Origin of the sequence: Janthinobacterium sp. BJB301 (assembly GCF_002735685.1) — a bacterium.
GTDB classification, from domain to species: domain Bacteria; phylum Pseudomonadota; class Gammaproteobacteria; order Burkholderiales; family Burkholderiaceae_D; genus Janthinobacterium; species Janthinobacterium lividum.
Map to the genome: position 1 here is coordinate 22,117 of NZ_PDZJ01000003.1, position 17,013 is coordinate 39,129.

Below are 17,013 nucleotides of genomic sequence, written 5' to 3' on the forward strand. Positions count from 1 at the left end.
GACACAGTTGTTACACGGTGCCATTTTAGTAGTTTTTATCGCGTTTTAGCGAGAAACTTTACACCTTTGTCGCGTTAATCAGCGAGACGCATCCTGCCACGCCAGCCACTTATGCCAAATCAAACATAGGGGTTGATCAATGATACACAAAAACATAATATTCATGCGCCACGATTGGTTAAGTATAAATACTTTATTTGTACTCTTTTTCCCTGCCAGCAAATAAAGCTCCTACCCGGCAAGCGGCGCAAGACGTCATCGACACGCATGCGGTAAGATTCGCGCCTATCGATACCCATTCAAGCAAGGATTTTTCCCATGAAACTCGCCACCTGGAACGTCAACTCGCTCAAAGTGCGCCTGCCGCAAGTGCTGCAGTGGCTGACAGACAACCCGGTCGACATACTCTGCCTGCAAGAGACCAAACTGACGGACGACAAGTTCCCCGTCGCCGAGATCGAGGCGGCCGGCTACCAGGTGGTCTTCAGCGGCCAGAAAACGTATAACGGCGTGGCCATCCTGTCGAAGCTGCCGATCACCGACGTGGTGAAGAACAACCCGCGCTATGAAGATGCGCAGCAGCGCATCCTGGCCGCCACCATCGGTGGCGTGCGCGTCGTCTGCGCCTACGTGCCGAACGGCCAGAGCGTCGACTCGGACAAGTATGAATACAAGCTGGGCTGGCTGGCCGCCCTGCACGACTGGCTGGCCGAAGAAGCGCAGCAGCACCCGCAACTGGCCGTCGTCGGCGACTACAATATCGCGCCCGACGACCGCGACGTGCATGACCCTGTCGCCTGGGAAGGCCAGGTACTGGTGTCGGACAAGGAACGCGCCGCCCTGCAGCGCCTGTTCGACATCGGCCTGACGGATGCCTTCCGCCTGTTCGAGCAGGCGGACAAATCGTTCAGCTGGTGGGATTACCGCCAGCTGGGCTTCCGCCTGAACAAGGGCCTGCGCATCGACCACATCCTGCTCTCGCCCGCCCTCGCCGCCCGCTGCACGGCGTGCGTCATCGACCGCGTACCGCGCAAGTGGGAACAGCCGTCCGACCATGCGCCAGTCGTGGCGACGATTGACTAGCTAACGGCTATCCGCTCCAGCAAGGCCTGCGCGTTCACGGCAGGCACTGGCGCGGAAAACAGATAGCCCTGCGCATAGCGGCAGCCGTTCGCCTGCAGCAGGGCGAACTGCTCTTCCGTCTCCACGCCCTCGGCCACGGCCGACAATTGCAGGCTGTCGGCCAGCGCGATGATGGCCGCCACGATGGCGCGGTCTTCCCCGCTGTGCTCCAGATCCTTGATGAAGGCGCGATCGATCTTGACCTTCTTCACGGGGAAGCGCTTCAGGTAGGCCAGGCTGGAATAGCCGGTGCCGAAATCGTCGATCGACAGGCGCAAGCCCATGCCATTGATCTGGCGCAAAATCTCCAGCGTATGCTCGCCGTGCTGCATCAGCGCCGTCTCGGTGATCTCGAATTCCAGCAGCGCCGGGTCGATGCCCGTTTCCCGCACCACGGCGCCAATCGCCGCCACCAGGCCCTTGTGCATGAACTGGCGCGGCGACAGATTCACCGCCAAGGGCACGGGCTGCAAGCCCTGGCGCTGCCAGGCCATGCTTTGCTCGCAGGCCTGGCGCATCACCCATTCGCCCACCGGCACGATCAGGCCGTTTTCCTCCATGATGGGAATGAAGCGGTCCGGCAGCACCAGGCCGTGGCCCGGGCGGCGCCAGCGCAGCAGCACTTCCATGCCGTGCAGCCGGCGCGTGGCGATATCGATGACGGGCTGGTAAAACAGTTCGAACTGCTGCAGCGCCAACGCCGTGCGCAAGCTGCTTTCCAGGTCGAAGTGCAAGGCCGCCGCCTGGTTCATCGTCTGCGTGAAGAACTGGTAGTTATTACGGCCATTGCCCTTGGCGTGGTACATGGCCGCATCCGCATGGCGCATCAGGGCGTCGACGTCGCCGCCATCGTCCGGATACAGGCAGATGCCAATCGACGGCGTCACGTGCAGCACATGGCCGTCGAGCGGAAAGGCGGGTGTCAGCGCTTCGATGATCTTCTCGGCCACGCGCGCCGCTTCGTCGCTGCCGCGGATGCCCGGCACCAGCACGACGAATTCGTCGCCGCCCAGGCGCGCCACCGTGTCGCTGGCGCGCACGGCGCCGCACAGCCGGGCGGCCACTTCCTTGAGCAGCAGGTCGCCCGTCATGTGGCCCAGCGAATCGTTGATGGTCTTGAAGCGGTCCAGGTCGATGAACATCACGGCCAGCTTGCGCCCGGAACGCTGCGAGGCCAGCATGGCCCGTTCCAGCCTGTCCGACAGCAACGCGCGGTTCGGCAAGCCTGTCAGGTTGTCGTGATAGGCCATGTGGTGCACCCGCGCCTCGGCCTGGCGCCGCTCGACGATCTCGCCCTGTAACAGCAGGTTGGCGCCGGCCAGTTCGGCCGTGCGTTCCTGCACGCGCAATTCCAGCTCGTCGCGCGCGCGGCGCACCGCCTCGGCCGCCTCGCGGCGCGCCGTCACGTCGTCGACCAGCCACACGGAACGGCCATGCGCATGCGCCAGGTCGAACGGCCGGCCGGACAGGCGCGCCCAGAAGCGGCTGCCATCCTTGCGCACCAGCTGGTATTCCGACATGTGCACGCGTCCCGCATCGAAGTCGCGCGCCGTCTCGCCGCGCGCCACCTTCCACGCGGCCATGTCCGGATACAGGGCCTGCACCGACAGGCCGTTGATTTCACCCGGTCCATAGCCGAACAACTCTTCCATCTTGCTGTTGGCACGCAAATTGTAGCCGCCCTCTATCACCGAGATGCCCAGCACGGCGCTGTCCAGGATGGCCTGGTTTTCCAGCAGCGCGTTGCGCAGGGATTCTTCGGCGCGCTTGGCTTCCGTGCGGTCCTCGATGATCCAGATGGTGCCGGCGGCGGGATCGTCCGGATTGACGACATAGGCGATCAGCTGCGCCCACAAGGTGCTGCCGTCGCGGCGCATCATTTCCACTTCCGTCTGGAAGGGCTTGGCCACGGACAGGAAGGGGAAGGCCGCCGCGCCCAGCAGCTCGTACGATTGCTGCGACACGTACAGCGCGCGCCCGGGCAAGCCCAGCGCCTCGTCGCCGCTATAGCCGAACATCGCGGCAAAGCCCAGGTTATAGCGCGTGATCAGGCGGTTCTTGGTATACAGGATGCTCACCGAGGCATTCGTCATGATGGCCGCCACTTCCATCTGCGTCTGGCGGCTGGCCGTGATGTCTTCCAGTATCCAGATGGCGCCCTGCTCGCTGTGCGTCTGGTCGACGGCCTTGGCGCGGATGCGGCACCAGAACAGGCTGCCGTCGCGGCGGCGGAACAGCGATTCATCCTGCTCGTATGGCAAGCCCTGCCCCAGCAGCGGCGTGGCCTGTACGCCAAACTCCTCGTAGGCGGCGGGCGACGGAAACAGTTCGGCGGCGGGCAGGCCCGTCATCTCCTCCTGCGCGTAGCCGAACATTTCGGCGAAACGGGGATTGCAGCGAAGGATCAGGCGCGAACGGGAAAACAGGATGCCGACGGAGGCATTGTCGAGGATAGCCTGCTGCTCGAGCATCAGCTGGCGCGTCGCCTCCTCGGCCGCCTTCTGCGCGCTGCGGTCGTCGAACAGCCAGATCGTGTCGCGCAGCGCACGGTCGGACTGGCTCTCGGGATTCAGCACATAGCCATACGCCAGGGCCCAGAACGTGGAGCCGTCGCGGCGGCGCATCTCCATCTCGCCCTGGAACGGCAAGCCGCGCCGCAGCAGTGGTGCGGCCTGGCGCACGACATTGTCATACGCCGCGCGCGACGGATACAGGTCGGCGACGGCCAGGCCCACGCCGCTGTCGCCGTCAAAACCGAAGCATTCGGCGAAGCGCCGGTTGTAGCGCAGCACGCCCTTGTCGCGCTGAAAACCGATGGCCAGGGGCGCGTTATCCATCACCGCCTGCATTTCCAGCATGGCGCGCCGCAGCTGGTCTTCATCGCGCCGGTGGTCGCTGATGTCTTCGATGATCCAGACCGTGCCGTCATGCGTATTGAGGGGATCGACGGCACGCCCGTGCAGGCGGCTCCAGAACAGGGTGCCATCCTGACGCCGCAATTCCAGTTCCGTGCGGTACGGCTTGCCCTTCGACAGCAGCGGCGCCGCTTCCAGCCCCAGGGCGCGGCAATGCTCGGCGGAGCGGTACAGCACCGCGCCCGGCATGCCCGTCAGCTGGTGGCGCGCGTAGCCGAGCATCTCGGCGGCGCGGATATTGCACTCCTCGATGAAGCCGCCCTTGGAAAAGACGATGCCGACGGCCGCGCTTTCCAGGATCGCCTGCTGCTCGAGCAAGGTCTTGCGCAAGGCTTGCTGGTCGCGCTGCTGCACGCTGATGTCGGCAAACACGAGGGTCGCACCGGGCAGGCCATCGTCCACCAGCAGGGGCCGCGACCAGACCTGCACGGCGATAGCGCCCGCCTCCCCTTCCAGGCTGCTGTCCCAGTGCCGCTCGCGCCCGGCCGCGCCAAGCGCGCCGCGCAGCATGCTGGTGCTCGATGCGCGGTAAGCGTCCGTAAAGCAGTCGGCCAGCAGCCAACCCGCCATATCCCGCCCCAGCAGGGTCTGCAAGGCGCCATTCGCGGCCACCACCATGCCGCAGGCATCGCAGGCGCAGGCCGGCAAGGCGATCAGTTGCAAGGCATCGGCGATGAAATCGGGACTGGTCGGTACGCGGTTCATGGACACCATGGGATGGTTAAGGACAAGATAAACATGCGCCTGGGCAAATATTCTTCCAAGCATCATGGTGCTGCTAGATCATAAACCAGTTTCCCGGGGTTTTTTCATATTCCTTATTGGCAATATCTGAAACACCACAGACCACTTGCAACACGCCCGTTGCAACGCCGTTGCATGGCTGAAAAATGAAACAAATCGTTTAGAATAAAGCATGCGCCGCCCTCCCCAACCTCCGCTCGACCACCGCGACAAACCCGTCATCTGGACCGTCTCCGTCTCGCGCCTGTTCGACCTGTTCCGCGACATCACGCTCGAATACGACGACCTGGCGACGATCGAACCGATCAACCTGGGCTTCGACGACGCCGTGCGCCACATCCGCGAACGCATGGCCACGGAGCGCTGCGACGCCGTCATCGCGGCCGGTTCGAACGGCGCCTACCTGAAAGGCAGACTGTCGGTACCCGTCATCATCGCCAAGGCCAGCGGCTACGACGTGATGCAGGCGCTGGCGCGCGCGCGGCGCATCTCGCCGCACATCGGCGTCGTCACCTACCAGGACCCGATGCCGGAACTGGCCGAATTTGCCGCCACCTTCGGCTTCCAGATCTTTCAGCGCACCTATGCCACCGAGGAAGACGCGCGCGCGCAGATCAATGAACTGAAGGCGGCCGGGGTCAAAGCCGTCGTCGGCGCGGGCCTCGTCACCGACCTGGCCGAAGAGGCGGGACTGGCCGCCGTCTTCGTGTATTCGGCCACGGCCATCCGGCGCGCCTTCGACGATGCGCTGGAACTGGCGCGCCTGACCCAGATCGAATCGAACCGGGGACGCCGCACGGTAGTGGCCGACACCCTGCGCGCGCGGCACGGCCTGCACGATCTGCGCGGCGAGTCGGAAGCGATGGAAGCGCTGCGCCAGTCGGTGGTGCTGTATGCGCGCTCGCCGGCAACGGTGCTGATCCAGGGAGAAACGGGCAGCGGCAAGGAACTGGTGGCGCAGGCGATCCACCGCGAAAGCCCGCGCAGCCTGGGCGCGAACCGCCCCTTCATCGCCATCAACTGCGGCGCCATCGCCGAATCCCTGCTGGAATCGGAACTGTTCGGCCACGAGGATGGGGCCTTCACGGGCGCCCGCAGGGGCGGCCATGCGGGCCTGTTCGAGGCGGCCAACCACGGCACGCTGTTCCTCGACGAAATCGGCGAAATGCCGCTGGCCCTGCAAACGCGATTGCTGCGCGTGCTGGAAGAGCGCGAAGTGGTGCGCGTGGGCGGCACGCGGCCCATCGCCATCAATGTACGCATCATCAGCGCCACGCATTGCGACCTGGAACAGCGCATCCGCGAAGGACGCTTCCGCGCCGACCTGTTTTACCGCCTGGCCGTGCTGCGCCTGCATTTGCCCGCATTGCGCGAACGCGCCAGCGACATTCCCGGCCTGGCCGAGTGGTCGCTGAAAAACGCGCTGGCCGCGCTGGGCGCCCGTCCGCACCCCAACCTACATGCGGAAATCCAGGCTTGCGCGCCGCTGCTGCGCCGCTACGACTGGCCCGGCAACGTGCGCGAACTGCGCAACCTGGCCGAGCGCCTGGCCCTGTTCCTGGCCGCCGAGCCGCTGCAGGCGCTGACGCCCGCCTTCGTGCTGGGCGTGGCGCCGGAACTGGCCAATGCTGCCGGCACGCCGGCGCCGCTGCCGGCGCCGGCCGGCGCCATCGCGCCGCGCCCGGAAGACGAAAGCGCCAGCGCCGTGCTGGCGCGCTTTGGCGGACGCCGCGACGCCGCCGCCCACTACCTCGGCATCAGCCGCACCACCCTGTGGCGCCGCCTGCGCACCAGCTGATTTCTTCAACCAGACAAAAGACACCATGGACGACTGGCCTCACTTGCACGAATTATGGCAACGCTGCACGGGACACGGCGGCGCGGCCGGCAGCCAGGGACTGGCGCGCGACCACCGGGACATCAAGGCGCTGTATGCGCGCGGCATTTCCATGGAAGACGCCATGCAGTTCCTGTTCCAGCAACGCCCTACGCTGGAAGCCTTCCAGGCGTGGCTGGCCGGCCGCACGCGCGTCCGCCCGGCGCACGCCGCCAGCGCGCATCAGGACGTGCTGTCGGCCGCCGAACTGCGCCATTTCGATGAGCACGGCTACCTGGTGCTGCGCGGCGCCGTGCCGCGCGCGCAGTGCGTCGCCGCACAAACGGCGATATGGGAATACCTGGGCGCCAGCCCCGATGATGCGGCATCGTGGTACCGGCCGCACCCGGGCAAGCGGGGCCTGATGCTGCAGTTTTCCGACCATCCGGCCCTCGAGGAAAACCGCCACTGCGCGCACATACGCCACGCCTGTCAGCAGCTATATGACACCGGCATCGGCGCCGGCACCGGCATCTACGCCAGCATCGACAAGGTGAGCTTCAATCCGCCGGAAACGCCGCAGCACCGTTTCCTTGGCAGCGCCCTGCACTGGGACGTCAGCCTGCAACAGCCGGTTCCCTTCAAGCTGCAAGGCATGCTGTACCTGAGCGACTGTCCGGCGCAGCACGGCGCCTTTCACTGCGTGCCCGGCTTCCAGCACCACATGGCCGGCTGGCTGCGGCAAGTACCGCCGGGCCGCCAGCCGCGCGAATGGGCCGTCGAGGACTTGCGGCCCGTGCCCGTCGAAGGCATGGCCGGCGATTTCATCATCTGGCACCAGGCCCTGCCCCATTGCGCCACGCCCAACCGCGGCCCGGCGCCGCGCATGGTGCAGTACCTGACCTACCTCCCGGAGCACTGCCAGGATCAGGATGCGTGGATCTGAACCACTCATCCCGCCCTGGCGCCGCTCATCCCGCAGCGCTGGCAGCCGCGCCCCTGCGCCGCTAGCATGGTCGTCAAGGAGGAGTACCCCATGAAACGAACACTGCAAACATTGATCTTGCTCAGTACGGCGCTGCTGGCGGGCGCCAGCCAGGCCGCCGCGCCCGCGGCATTCAAGGTCGAGGTCACAGGACAAGGCCGTCCCCTGGTCCTGATTCCCGGCCTGGCGTCTTCCGGCGAAGTCTGGCAAGGCACGGTGGCGCGCCTGTGCGGCCCGCAAGCCGCACGCCAATGCCACGTGCTGACACTGGCCGGTTTTGCCGGCGTGGCGCCCATCGAGGGCGACCTGCTGGCGCAGGCCGAGCAACAACTGGCCGACTACATCGGCACCCAAAAACTGGGCCAGCCGGCCATCATCGGGCATAGCCTGGGCGGCTTCCTGGCGTTGAAAATGGCCATCGACCATCCTGACCAAACGGGCAAGCTGGTGATCGTCGACTCGCTGCCGGCGCTGGGCGCGACGCAGCTGCCCTCCATCACGCCGCCGCAGCTGCAAGCCATGGCTGCGCAGATGCAATCGGCCATGCGCGCGCAGGATGGCGCCACCTACGCCGCCAGCCAGCGCCGCACGGTAAGCAGCATGGCCAGCGCGCCGGCCGACGTGGAGCGCATCATCGGCTGGGGCCAGCGCTCGGACCGCGAGACGGTGATCAAGTCCATGGGCACCCTGGTAGCCAGCGACTTGCGCCAGGACGTGGCGAAAATAAAATCGCCAACCCTGGTGCTGGGTACCTGGATCGCCTACAAGGACTATGCGCCGCGCAGCGCCATCGAAGCGACCTTCCAGCAGCAGTATGCCCAGCTGCCCGGCGTAAAAGTCGCGCTGGCCGACACGGCGCGCCACTTCATCATGTACGACCAGCCGGACTGGATGCAGGCGCGCATCGAACAGTTCCTGGACTAGGCGATGAACGCGCCCTTGCATCGGCCGCCGCTGCTGGCCAGGATCAACTGGTACTGGACCTTCCAGCTGGCCGGCTGGGGCGCGCTCACCCTGTTCAACAGCGTGTATGGCGGCTCCACGCAGCTGCGCATCGTCGTGACGATTGCCAGCTGGGGCTCGCTGGGCGGGCTGCTGCTGTCGCACCTGTGGCATGGCGTCCTGCGCCGGCGCGGCTGGGCGGCGAACGGCTTGCGCTGGCAGCGCATCGTGCCGTCGCTGATCGTGCTGGCCGCCATCCAGACGGCCAGCGTGACGGCCGCCTTCCACGTCATGTATCCGCCGGACACCATCCGCGGCATCGCCTGGCTGCCCGGCGCGCTGCTGTTCTGGTTCGGGGTATTCCTGACCTGGACGGTGTTCTACTTCACCGCGCTGTCGCTGCGCCGCGCCAGCCGTTTCGAGGCCGAGGCGCTGCGCCTGGAAGTGCTGGCCAAGGATGCCCAGTTGCGTGCCCTGCAGGCGCAAGTCAATCCGCATTTTTTCTTCAACAGTCTCAATAGCGTGCGCGCGCTGATCTTCGAAGACCGCGAAGCGGCCGCGCACATGATCGACCAGCTGGCCAACCTGATGCGCCATGCGCTGCAGTCCAGCCAGCACGCCACCGTGCCGCTGGCGGCAGAACTGGAGGCCGTACGCGCCTACCTGGCCATCGAACAGAGTCGCTTCGAGGAACGCCTGCGCGTCAGCTTCGACATCCCCCCAGGCCTGGAGCTCGTGCGCGTGCCGCCCATGGCCCTGCAAACGCTGGTGGAAAATGCCGTCAAATATGGCGTCGAAGCGAGTGCCGATGGCGGCGACATCCGCATCGCGGCGCGGCGCGGCGCTGGCATGGATACGCTGCAGATCGAGGTCGCCAACACGGGCAGGCTGCGCAGCGCGTCCGGCTCCACCGGCATCGGCCTGCGCAATGCGCGCCAGCGCCTGCAGCTGGCCTGCGGCGAGCGCGCCAGCCTGGAACTGTGCGAACAGGCGGGCTGGGTACACGCCACCATCCACTTGCCGGAACTGGCATGAGCGGCCTGCCGCTCAAGATACTGCTGATCGATGACGAGCGCCTGGCGCGCGCCGAGCTGCGGCGCCTGTTGGCGCCGCATGTGCAGCAAGGTGCCGTGGAAATCGTGGGCGAGGCGGCCAGCGCGGCCGACGCCATCACGCAGATCGGCAAGCTGCGCCCCGACCTGCTGCTGCTCGACGTGCAGATGCCGGGCGGCTCCGGCTTCGACCTGCTGGCCGCGCTGGACGATGCGCCCGACGTCATCTTTTGCACGGCCTTCGACCAGTACGCGCTGCAGGCATTCGAGGTCAGCGCCCTCGACTACCTGCAAAAACCCGTGCAGGCGGCGCGCCTGGCCACGGCGCTGGCGCGTGCCGGAGCGCGGGCGCAAGCCGTGCCGCCGCCCGCGCCGCGCAAGGTCTTCATCAAGGATGGGGAACGCTGCTGGTTTGTGGCGTTTGACGATATCCGCCTGCTGGAATCGGAAGGCAACTACACGCGCGTGCATTTCGGCGAACAGCGTCCGCTGATGCTGCGCACCCTGAACCAGCTGGAAGAAAAACTCGATCCCGCCCTGTTCCTGCGCGCCAACCGGCGCCAGATCGTCAACCTGGCGCAGGTGGCGCAGCTGTCACCGAACGCCGCCGATGGCCTCGACCTGCACCTGCTGGACGGCAGCGTGGTCGAGGTGTCACGCCGCCGCGCGCAACAGTTCAAGGCCGCCTGCGGCCTGTAGCGGGGCTATTTCAGTGCGGGGATCGGCTGCGCCTGGAATGCGGGGCGCGGCTGCTCCTTGAGCTTTTTCGCCAGCATGTCGAGCGCCACTTCCAGCTGGCGGTCGGCGCCATTGAAGGTGGCGTGCGGCGGGTTTTCCACCTCCACGTCCGGCACCACGCCCACGCCTTCGATCAGCCACTGGCCATCGATGCCGAACTGGCCGTTTTCCGCCACGCGCGCCATGCCGTTATCCGCCAGACGCGTATTGTCGCTGAGCCAGACGCCGGCACCGGCCGTGCGCTTGCCCACCAGCGGCGCCAGGCCCAGGGCCTTGACGCCGGCGGCAAAGGTCTCGCCATCGGAATACGTGAGTTCATCGACCAGCACCACCAGGTGGCCGCGGAAGGTGTTCTGCATGTTCGACGATGGCTGCACGCCCGGCGGCGCCCAGTAGGCCCAGGCCTTGCGCAGCAGTTTTTCAATGATCCAGCTGTCGATATTGCCGCCGTTATTGCGCCGTACGTCGATGATCAAACCTTCGCGGTTGATGTTGGCGTAAAAATCGCGCGCGAACGAGGCGATGTCATTCGGGCCCATGGCGCGCAGGTGCAGGTAGCCGATGCGCCCCTGCGAAGCGGCCGCCACCTGCTCGGCGCAGCTCAATTCCCAGTCGCCATAGCGCAGCGCCGTCTGTTTCGCCATGTTGACGGGCGTGACGATGACGGCGCGCGGCGCGCCCTTGCCATTCCCTCGTTTGACCTGCAACAAGACCTGCTTGTCGGCCTGGTTCAGCAGCAGGTCGCTGATATCGCGCGCGGCCAGCACGTCCTTGCCGTTGACGGCCGTGATCACGTCGCCCGCCTTCACATCCACGTCGGGGCGCGACAGCGGCGCGCGCGCCGAGGGCAATTCCGCTTCGCTGCGGTAGACATGCTCGACCCGATAACCGTCGTTTGTCCGCGCCAGCACGGCGCCCAGGCCCGCAGGCGTGCCTTCCTGCTCCGTGCGGCGCAATTCGCCGGGACGGATCTGCGAATGCAGCGCGCCCACTTCGGCCACCATCATGCCGAGTAAATCATTGAGTTCGGCGCGGTCCGTGACCCGCTCGACCAGAGGCGCATATTTGTCGCGCGCCGCCTTCCAGTTCACGCCGCGCATCTTCGCGTCATACAGGAAGTCGCGGTGCAAGCGCCAGGCATCGTTGAACATCTGCTTCCATTCCAGGCGCGGATTCGACACAAACGTCCAGTCGTCAACCTTGACCTTGGCTTTCGACAGGTCGGACGGCAGCTTGGCGCCCGCCTCGATCACCAGCATCTCGCCCGGTCCCGTAGCTGCCGCCGTGCGGTAGTACAAATGCTTTTTATCCTGCGCCAGGTCGAATTCACGCACATTGGCCACCAGCAGTTCCGGCTTGGAACCGGTATTGCCAATCGCCAAAGTCTTCAGGCTGGACTTGTTCTCGCCGCTGTCCCGTTCAAGGAAATACAGGCGCTTGTCATCGGCGGCCAGCGCGCTGTAATTGCCCGCCGCCAGCGGCACTTCATACAGGCGCTCGGCCAGGCCCTGGCTGACGATGGCCGGCAAGGCGGCCGGCGCCTTTTTCACGGCCCCCTTGCCGCCGGCCTTTTCCAATGCCTTTTCCGCCGCCAGTTCGGCCGCCTTTTCATCATCCGTCTCGGCCGGCTTGACGCCAGGGCGGCTCAGTTCATCGTCGGGCTGAAACGGGAAACGGTTGCCCGGCTGCAGCGCCAGCGCATACACGCCGATGCGCTTGTCGAATACGGGGCCCATGTTGCGGTCGCCCCACGGCGAGCCGTTGGCCAGCTGGAAATTGCGCGCCGACATGAAGTACAACCATCGCCCGTCGGGCGAAAACACGGGGGAACCGGACGTATAGCGGTCGCTGGTGACGAACTGCAGCTGTTTCGACGCGAGGTTGTACAGGCCGATCTGCTCGCGTTGCTCATTGCTGGCCACGCGCACGATGGCCAGGTTGCGGCTGTCGGGCGACCATTGCACTTCGTCGTGCTTGTCCACGCCCGCCTTGCCCGCGTCGTCGATCAGCTGGTTGCCCCTGGTGGCCAGGTCGAGCAGCCAGAAGCGGCCCTTCTTGTCCGTGTGGGCCAGCCAGCGCCCGTCCGGCGACGGATACAGCTTCCAGCGGTGGTTATCTCCCTGCGTCGTCAGCTGCTCGCCCTTGCCCGAGCCATCGGCGGCGTACTTCCAGATTTCATTCTCTCCGCTCGTATCGACGATGGCGAAGACGGATTTTTCGTCGCTGGAAAAGACGGCGTCGCGCGCCCGCGCCCCTTCGGGAATAGCGATATCGACGCGGCGCATGCTGCCTGTGCCGGCGATGCTGACGCGTCCGCGAGCCGTCAGGATGATGCGCTCATCCTTGCCGGACAGCTGCACATTGCTCAAGGTATCCAGCGGCGAACGGATCTGGCGCGCGCGCTGCTGGTCGAAGTCGGATACGAGGCTGATCGGCAATGGCGATGAGTCCGTCCCTGCCGCCAGGTCCAGCACCTGCAGGTCCGCGCCCAATTGATACACAATCTTGCCATCGCCCAAGGAAGCATTACGCACGTCCCATTGCTTGTGCGTCGTCAATGTGCGGCGATCGGAGCCGTCCGGCAGCATGCTCCAGAGATTGTCGCTGCCGCCCGCGTCGCTAATATAGTAGACGCGGCCTTGCCACCACATGGGACGCTTGTTGTTGCCAGCCAATACGGCAGGTTCCGCATGCATGCGCACGGCCTCGCCCTCGCCGCCCAGCTCATAGCGCCACAGGGTGGCATGCGCGCCGCCCCGGTAATTGCGCACATTGTCGTTGGTCATGGCCAGGCCGAAACGCGTGAAAAACAGCGTCTTGCCCGCATCGTCAAGCACGGCGTCGTTGGCATCGGCCACGGGAAACACGCGGCGCGTCTGTTTCACGGGGTCGATGGCAGCGACGATGCGGCGCGAAGCGGGACCATCCGTGTTTTGCGTGCTGACCAGCACCTCGCCCTGCGCCGTCCAGCCCAGGACCAGCACGCCGCCGTTGTCATACGAAATACGCCGCGGCAAGCCGCCTGCCAGCGGCATCACATACGCTTCCTGCGCCCCTTCATAGGCGGCGGAAAAGGCAATCCATTGGCCATCGTGCGAAATCGCCGCGTTCGTTTCATAGCCGGGATGCGTGGTCAGGCGTTGCGCGGCGCCACCGCGCACGCTGCTTTTCCACAAGTCGCCTTCGGCGGTAAACACCACGGTATCGCCGCGCACGGCGGGAAAGCGGAAATAGCTGCTGGCGGGAGAAGAGGCAGCGGTGGCGTTGCCCAGCAGGCCGGCGGACAACAGGAGCAAGCTAAGATTGCGGGAAATTTTCATATGAGCATCCAGATAGCGGTCAGGTGGCATGGACATCATGTCGATACCGGACAGCAATTCTGGCATAACTATGACCAAAGAAAACCTTCTTAAAACCTTCTTTATTGCCCACAAAAACGTAAAAAAACCCGCGCCACTTGCGTGGGCGGGTTTTTATTGACAGCAGGAAGCTTATTCCACTTCCACCGTTTCCGGCGCAGCCGTCGGCGCCGCATCTGGCGGTTCCGGGAATTCCAGCAAGACCTGGTCCTTGTCGTCGAGGTCGACGGTGACCCGTCCACCCGTCACCAGGCGGCCGAACAAGAGTTCGTCGGCCAGGGCCTTGCGGATCATGTCCTGGATCAAACGCGCCATCGGACGCGCGCCCATGAGCGGATCGAAACCTTTCTTGCCGAGGAAGGCACGCAGCTTCTCAGTAAACACGGCTTCGACCTTTTTCTCGTGCAGCTGCTCTTCCAGCTGCATCAGGAACTTGTCGACCACGCGCAGGATGATTTCCTGGTCCAGCGCGCGGAAGCTGATGGTCGCGTCGATACGGTTGCGGAACTCCGGCGTAAACATGCGCTTGATGTCGGCCATCTCGTCGCCAGCCTGCTTCGAGTTGGTGAAGCCGATCGACGTCTTTTGCAAGCTTTCCGCGCCCGCATTCGTCGTCATGATGATGATCACGTTGCGGAAATCGGCTTTGCGGCCATTGTTGTCCGTCAAGGTGCCGTGATCCATCACTTGCAGCAGGATATTGAAAATGTCCGGATGGGCTTTTTCAATTTCATCGAGCAGCAAGACCGCATGCGGCTTCTTGGTGATCGCTTCCGTCAGCAAGCCGCCCTGGTCGAAACCAACATAGCCCGGTGGCGCGCCGATCAAACGGCTGACGGCGTGGCGTTCCATGTATTCCGACATGTCGAAACGGATCAGCTCGATACCGAGGATGAAGGCCAGCTGTTTCGCCACCTCGGTCTTGCCCACGCCGGTCGGACCGGAGAACAGGAAGGAACCGATCGGCTTGTCTGTCTTGCCCAGGCCGGCACGGGCCATCTTGATGGCCGACGCCAGCGCATCGATGGCGGGATCTTGCCCGAACACGACATTGCGCAAGTCGCGGTCGATCGTCTGCAGCTTGCTGCGGTCGTCCTGGTTGACCGTTTGCGGCGGAATGCGCGCGATCTTGGCGATGATGTCCTCGATCTCGGCCTTGCCGATGGTTTTCTTCTGTTTCGACTTCGGCAAGATGCGCTGTGCCGCGCCCGCTTCATCGATGACGTCGATCGCCTTGTCGGGCAGATGGCGGTCGTTGATGAAGCGCGCCGCCAGTTCGGCCGCCGTCGACAGGGCCGAGGCCGAGTATTTCACGCCATGGTGCTCTTCGAAGCGCGATTTCAAGCCGCGCAGGATCTGCACGGTTTGCTCGACGGTCGGCTCGTTGACATCCACTTTCTGGAAACGGCGGGAGAGCGCATGGTCTTTCTCGAACACGCCGCGGAATTCCGTGTACGTGGTCGCGCCGATGCACTTCAACTGACCGTTGGCCAGTGCCGGTTTCAGCAGGTTGGACGCGTCCAGCGTGCCGCCCGACGCCGAGCCCGCACCGATGATGGTGTGGATTTCGTCGATGAACAGGATGCCGTTCGGATTGTCCTTCAATTGCTTGAGCACGGCTTTCAGGCGCTGTTCGAAGTCACCGCGGTATTTGGTACCGGCCAGCAAGGCGCCCATATCCAGCGAATACACGACGGCATTCTGCAGGATTTCCGGCACATCGCTTTGCGTGATGCGGTAAGCGAGGCCTTCGGCGATGGCCGTCTTGCCCACGCCCGCCTCGCCGACCAGCAGCGGATTATTCTTGCGGCGGCGGCACAGGATCTGGATCACGCGGTCGACTTCTTCCTCGCGCCCGATCAGCGGGTCGATCTTGCCTTCGGCAGCGGCCTTGTTCAGGTTTTGCGTGAACTGGTCGAGCGGGCTTTCCTTCGGCTGGCCATCGACGGGCGCTTCTTCCACCCCTTCGGAGGCTTTCGCGCTTTCCGTCGACTGGTCCTTGCGCACGCCGTGCGAGATGAAATTGACCACGTCCAGGCGCGTCACGCCCTGCTGGTGCAGGTAGTAGACCGCATGCGAATCCTTTTCGCCGAAGATGGCCACCAGCACATTGGCGCCCGTGACTTCCTTCTTGCCATTCGAGGCGGACTGGACATGCATGATGGCGCGCTGGATCACGCGCTGGAAACCAAGCGTCGGCTGGGTGTCGACTTCGCCCGTGCCAGGCACGGTCGGCGTGTTATCGCCGATGAAATTGGTGAGGGTCTTGCGCAGGTCTTCTATATTGACCGCGCAGGCACGCAACACCTCGGCAGCGGAGGGATTGTCCAGCAGTGCCAGCAGTAAATGCTCAACCGTGATGAATTCGTGCCGTGCCTGCCGAGCTTCGACAAACGCCATGTGCAAACTTACTTCTAATTCCTGCGCAATCATACTTCCTCCATCACGCACTGCAGGGGATGCCCCGCCTTGCGCGCATGCGTTAAAACGAACTCCACTTTGGTACACGCTATATCTTTAGAGAACACGCCGCACACTCCTTTGCCGTAGCGATGAACACTGAGCATGATTTGCGTCGCCGTTTCACGGTCCTTGTTGAAATACTCCTGAATGATGGCCACCACAAATTCCATCGGGGTGTAGTCGTCATTGAGCAAGGCTACCTGGTAGAGCGGTGGCGGCTTCAGCACTTGCCGCTCCAGCAGGGTTTCTGTGTCGTGCTTGGTTGCCATACGCTTATTCTAATGCTTTCACAGTGGTTGTCATGCGCAATATCTACGCCTTTCCAATTGTTTTCAATCTTACGCGTTTTCTTAATACTGCGCAGATGGCGACCTTGCCGTCAAAATCAAGAGTTGCTTTTTTGGTTGTCGTGAAGAATTTGGCAATATCGATGGAAAAGCGCTTGACTTCATTATTTATTCCGCCAACAATGCTGTATCGACTGTTGCAGTAATGTACAGCTTGATAAGAAGTGAGACGTCGAGGAGGGGGCAAGAAGCTTCTTGCTTTTATGGCTCGTGTGATTTGTTTTAATTTTGAAAGTTCTTTTTATGGCAACAGGTACAGTTAAGTGGTTCAATGATTCCAAAGGTTTTGGCTTCATCACTCCAGATGATGGCGGCGAAGATTTGTTTGCTCATTTCTCCGCAATCAACATGAACGGTTTCAAGACCCTCAAAGAAGGTCAAAAAGTTCAATTCGAAGTCACGCAAGGCCCTAAAGGCAAGCAAGCTTCCAACATCCAAGCAGCCTAAGCATCGCCGGCCCTCAGATGTGAAAAACCCCGTCTCCTGACGGGGTTTTTTTTCGTCCGCAGGGTGCGCGGCACCCTGCCCCT

Annotated in this window: 11 protein-coding genes; 7 read left to right on the plus strand and 4 right to left on the minus strand. The window is 63.8% G+C overall.

The annotated features are described in order from the left end of the window. The first annotated feature begins 318 nt into the window (after window positions 1-318). Window positions 319-1,083 carry an exodeoxyribonuclease III gene (gene xth, locus CSQ91_RS19450; RefSeq protein ID WP_034782197.1) on the plus strand — a complete coding sequence of 255 codons (765 nt, stop codon included), beginning with the start codon at window positions 319-321 and terminating at the stop codon, window positions 1,081-1,083. Here the strand turns inward: xth and CSQ91_RS19455 are convergent. Then, window positions 1,080-4,742 (minus strand): sensor domain-containing protein, encoded by a 3,663-nt coding sequence (locus CSQ91_RS19455; RefSeq protein ID WP_099389609.1) that lies wholly within the window; start codon window positions 4,740-4,742, stop codon window positions 1,080-1,082. The genes xth and CSQ91_RS19455 overlap by 4 nt on opposite strands. A gap of 211 nt (window positions 4,743-4,953) precedes the next feature. On the opposite strand from CSQ91_RS19455, the gene prpR reads away from it, so the two are divergent. The 5 genes from prpR to CSQ91_RS19480 all read left to right on the plus strand — a co-directional run bounded on the left by prpR (window position 4,954) and on the right by CSQ91_RS19480 (window position 10,275). Beyond that, window positions 4,954-6,579 carry a propionate catabolism operon regulatory protein PrpR gene (gene prpR, locus CSQ91_RS19460; protein WP_099389338.1) on the plus strand — a complete coding sequence of 542 codons (1,626 nt, stop codon included), beginning with the start codon at window positions 4,954-4,956 and terminating at the stop codon, window positions 6,577-6,579. A 25-nt stretch (window positions 6,580-6,604) separates the two neighbouring features. Continuing rightward, window positions 6,605-7,543 carry a phytanoyl-CoA dioxygenase family protein gene (locus CSQ91_RS19465; protein WP_099389339.1) on the plus strand — a complete coding sequence of 313 codons (939 nt, stop codon included), beginning with the start codon at window positions 6,605-6,607 and terminating at the stop codon, window positions 7,541-7,543. 90 nt (window positions 7,544-7,633) lie between these two features. Continuing rightward, window positions 7,634-8,506 (plus strand): alpha/beta fold hydrolase, encoded by an 873-nt coding sequence (locus tag CSQ91_RS19470; RefSeq protein ID WP_099389340.1) that lies wholly within the window; start codon window positions 7,634-7,636, stop codon window positions 8,504-8,506. Window positions 8,507-8,509: 3 nt separating this feature from the next. Beyond that, on the plus strand, window positions 8,510-9,559 hold the full coding sequence (locus CSQ91_RS19475; protein ID WP_099389341.1) for a sensor histidine kinase: 1,050 nt from the start codon (window positions 8,510-8,512) through the stop codon (window positions 9,557-9,559). Next, a complete protein-coding gene (locus CSQ91_RS19480; protein ID WP_099389342.1) occupies window positions 9,556-10,275 on the plus strand; it encodes a LytR/AlgR family response regulator transcription factor in 720 nt (239 codons plus the stop codon). Before CSQ91_RS19475 ends, CSQ91_RS19480 begins: the two co-directional genes overlap by 4 nt. Before the next feature lie 5 nt (window positions 10,276-10,280). Here CSQ91_RS19480 and CSQ91_RS19485 read toward each other — a convergent pair whose 3' ends face one another. From CSQ91_RS19485 to clpS, 3 genes are all read right to left on the minus strand, one after another. Next, window positions 10,281-13,634 carry a S41 family peptidase gene (locus CSQ91_RS19485; RefSeq protein WP_257217410.1) on the minus strand — a complete coding sequence of 1,118 codons (3,354 nt, stop codon included), beginning with the start codon at window positions 13,632-13,634 and terminating at the stop codon, window positions 10,281-10,283. 171 nt (window positions 13,635-13,805) lie between these two features. Further along, on the minus strand, window positions 13,806-16,106 hold the full coding sequence (gene clpA / locus CSQ91_RS19490; protein ID WP_034751575.1) for an ATP-dependent Clp protease ATP-binding subunit ClpA: 2,301 nt from the start codon (window positions 16,104-16,106) through the stop codon (window positions 13,806-13,808). After that, window positions 16,103-16,405: an ATP-dependent Clp protease adapter ClpS gene (gene clpS, locus CSQ91_RS19495; RefSeq protein ID WP_034751577.1), complete on the minus strand. Its 303-nt coding sequence runs from the start codon at window positions 16,403-16,405 to the stop codon at window positions 16,103-16,105. The genes clpA and clpS overlap by 4 nt, the downstream gene beginning before the upstream one ends. Before the next feature lie 321 nt (window positions 16,406-16,726). Here clpS and cspE point away from each other — a divergent pair, with 321 nt between their 5' ends. Next, entirely contained in the window at window positions 16,727-16,930 is a 204-nt protein-coding gene (cspE, locus tag CSQ91_RS19500) for a transcription antiterminator/RNA stability regulator CspE (RefSeq protein WP_010395943.1), read from the plus strand. Window positions 16,931-17,013: the final 83 nt, after the last annotated feature.

Excerpts from the sequence above, each read along its gene's own strand:
- clpS (WP_034751577.1), bottom strand. The coding sequence starts at position 16,405 with ATGGCAACCAAGCACGACACAGAAACCCTGCTGGAGCGGCAAGTGCTG.
- CSQ91_RS19465 (WP_099389339.1), top strand. The coding sequence starts at position 6,605 with ATGGACGACTGGCCTCACTTGCACGAATTATGGCAACGCTGCACGGGA.
- xth (WP_034782197.1), top strand. The coding sequence starts at position 319 with ATGAAACTCGCCACCTGGAACGTCAACTCGCTCAAAGTGCGCCTGCCG.
- CSQ91_RS19475 (WP_099389341.1), top strand. The coding sequence starts at position 8,510 with ATGAACGCGCCCTTGCATCGGCCGCCGCTGCTGGCCAGGATCAACTGG.
- CSQ91_RS19485 (WP_257217410.1), bottom strand. The coding sequence starts at position 13,634 with ATGAAAATTTCCCGCAATCTTAGCTTGCTCCTGTTGTCCGCCGGCCTG.
- CSQ91_RS19480 (WP_099389342.1), top strand. The coding sequence starts at position 9,556 with ATGAGCGGCCTGCCGCTCAAGATACTGCTGATCGATGACGAGCGCCTG.
- prpR (WP_099389338.1), top strand. The coding sequence starts at position 4,954 with ATGCGCCGCCCTCCCCAACCTCCGCTCGACCACCGCGACAAACCCGTC.
- CSQ91_RS19455 (WP_099389609.1), bottom strand. The coding sequence starts at position 4,742 with ATGAACCGCGTACCGACCAGTCCCGATTTCATCGCCGATGCCTTGCAA.
- CSQ91_RS19470 (WP_099389340.1), top strand. The coding sequence starts at position 7,634 with ATGAAACGAACACTGCAAACATTGATCTTGCTCAGTACGGCGCTGCTG.
- cspE (WP_010395943.1), top strand. The coding sequence starts at position 16,727 with ATGGCAACAGGTACAGTTAAGTGGTTCAATGATTCCAAAGGTTTTGGC.
- clpA (WP_034751575.1), bottom strand. The coding sequence starts at position 16,106 with ATGATTGCGCAGGAATTAGAAGTAAGTTTGCACATGGCGTTTGTCGAA.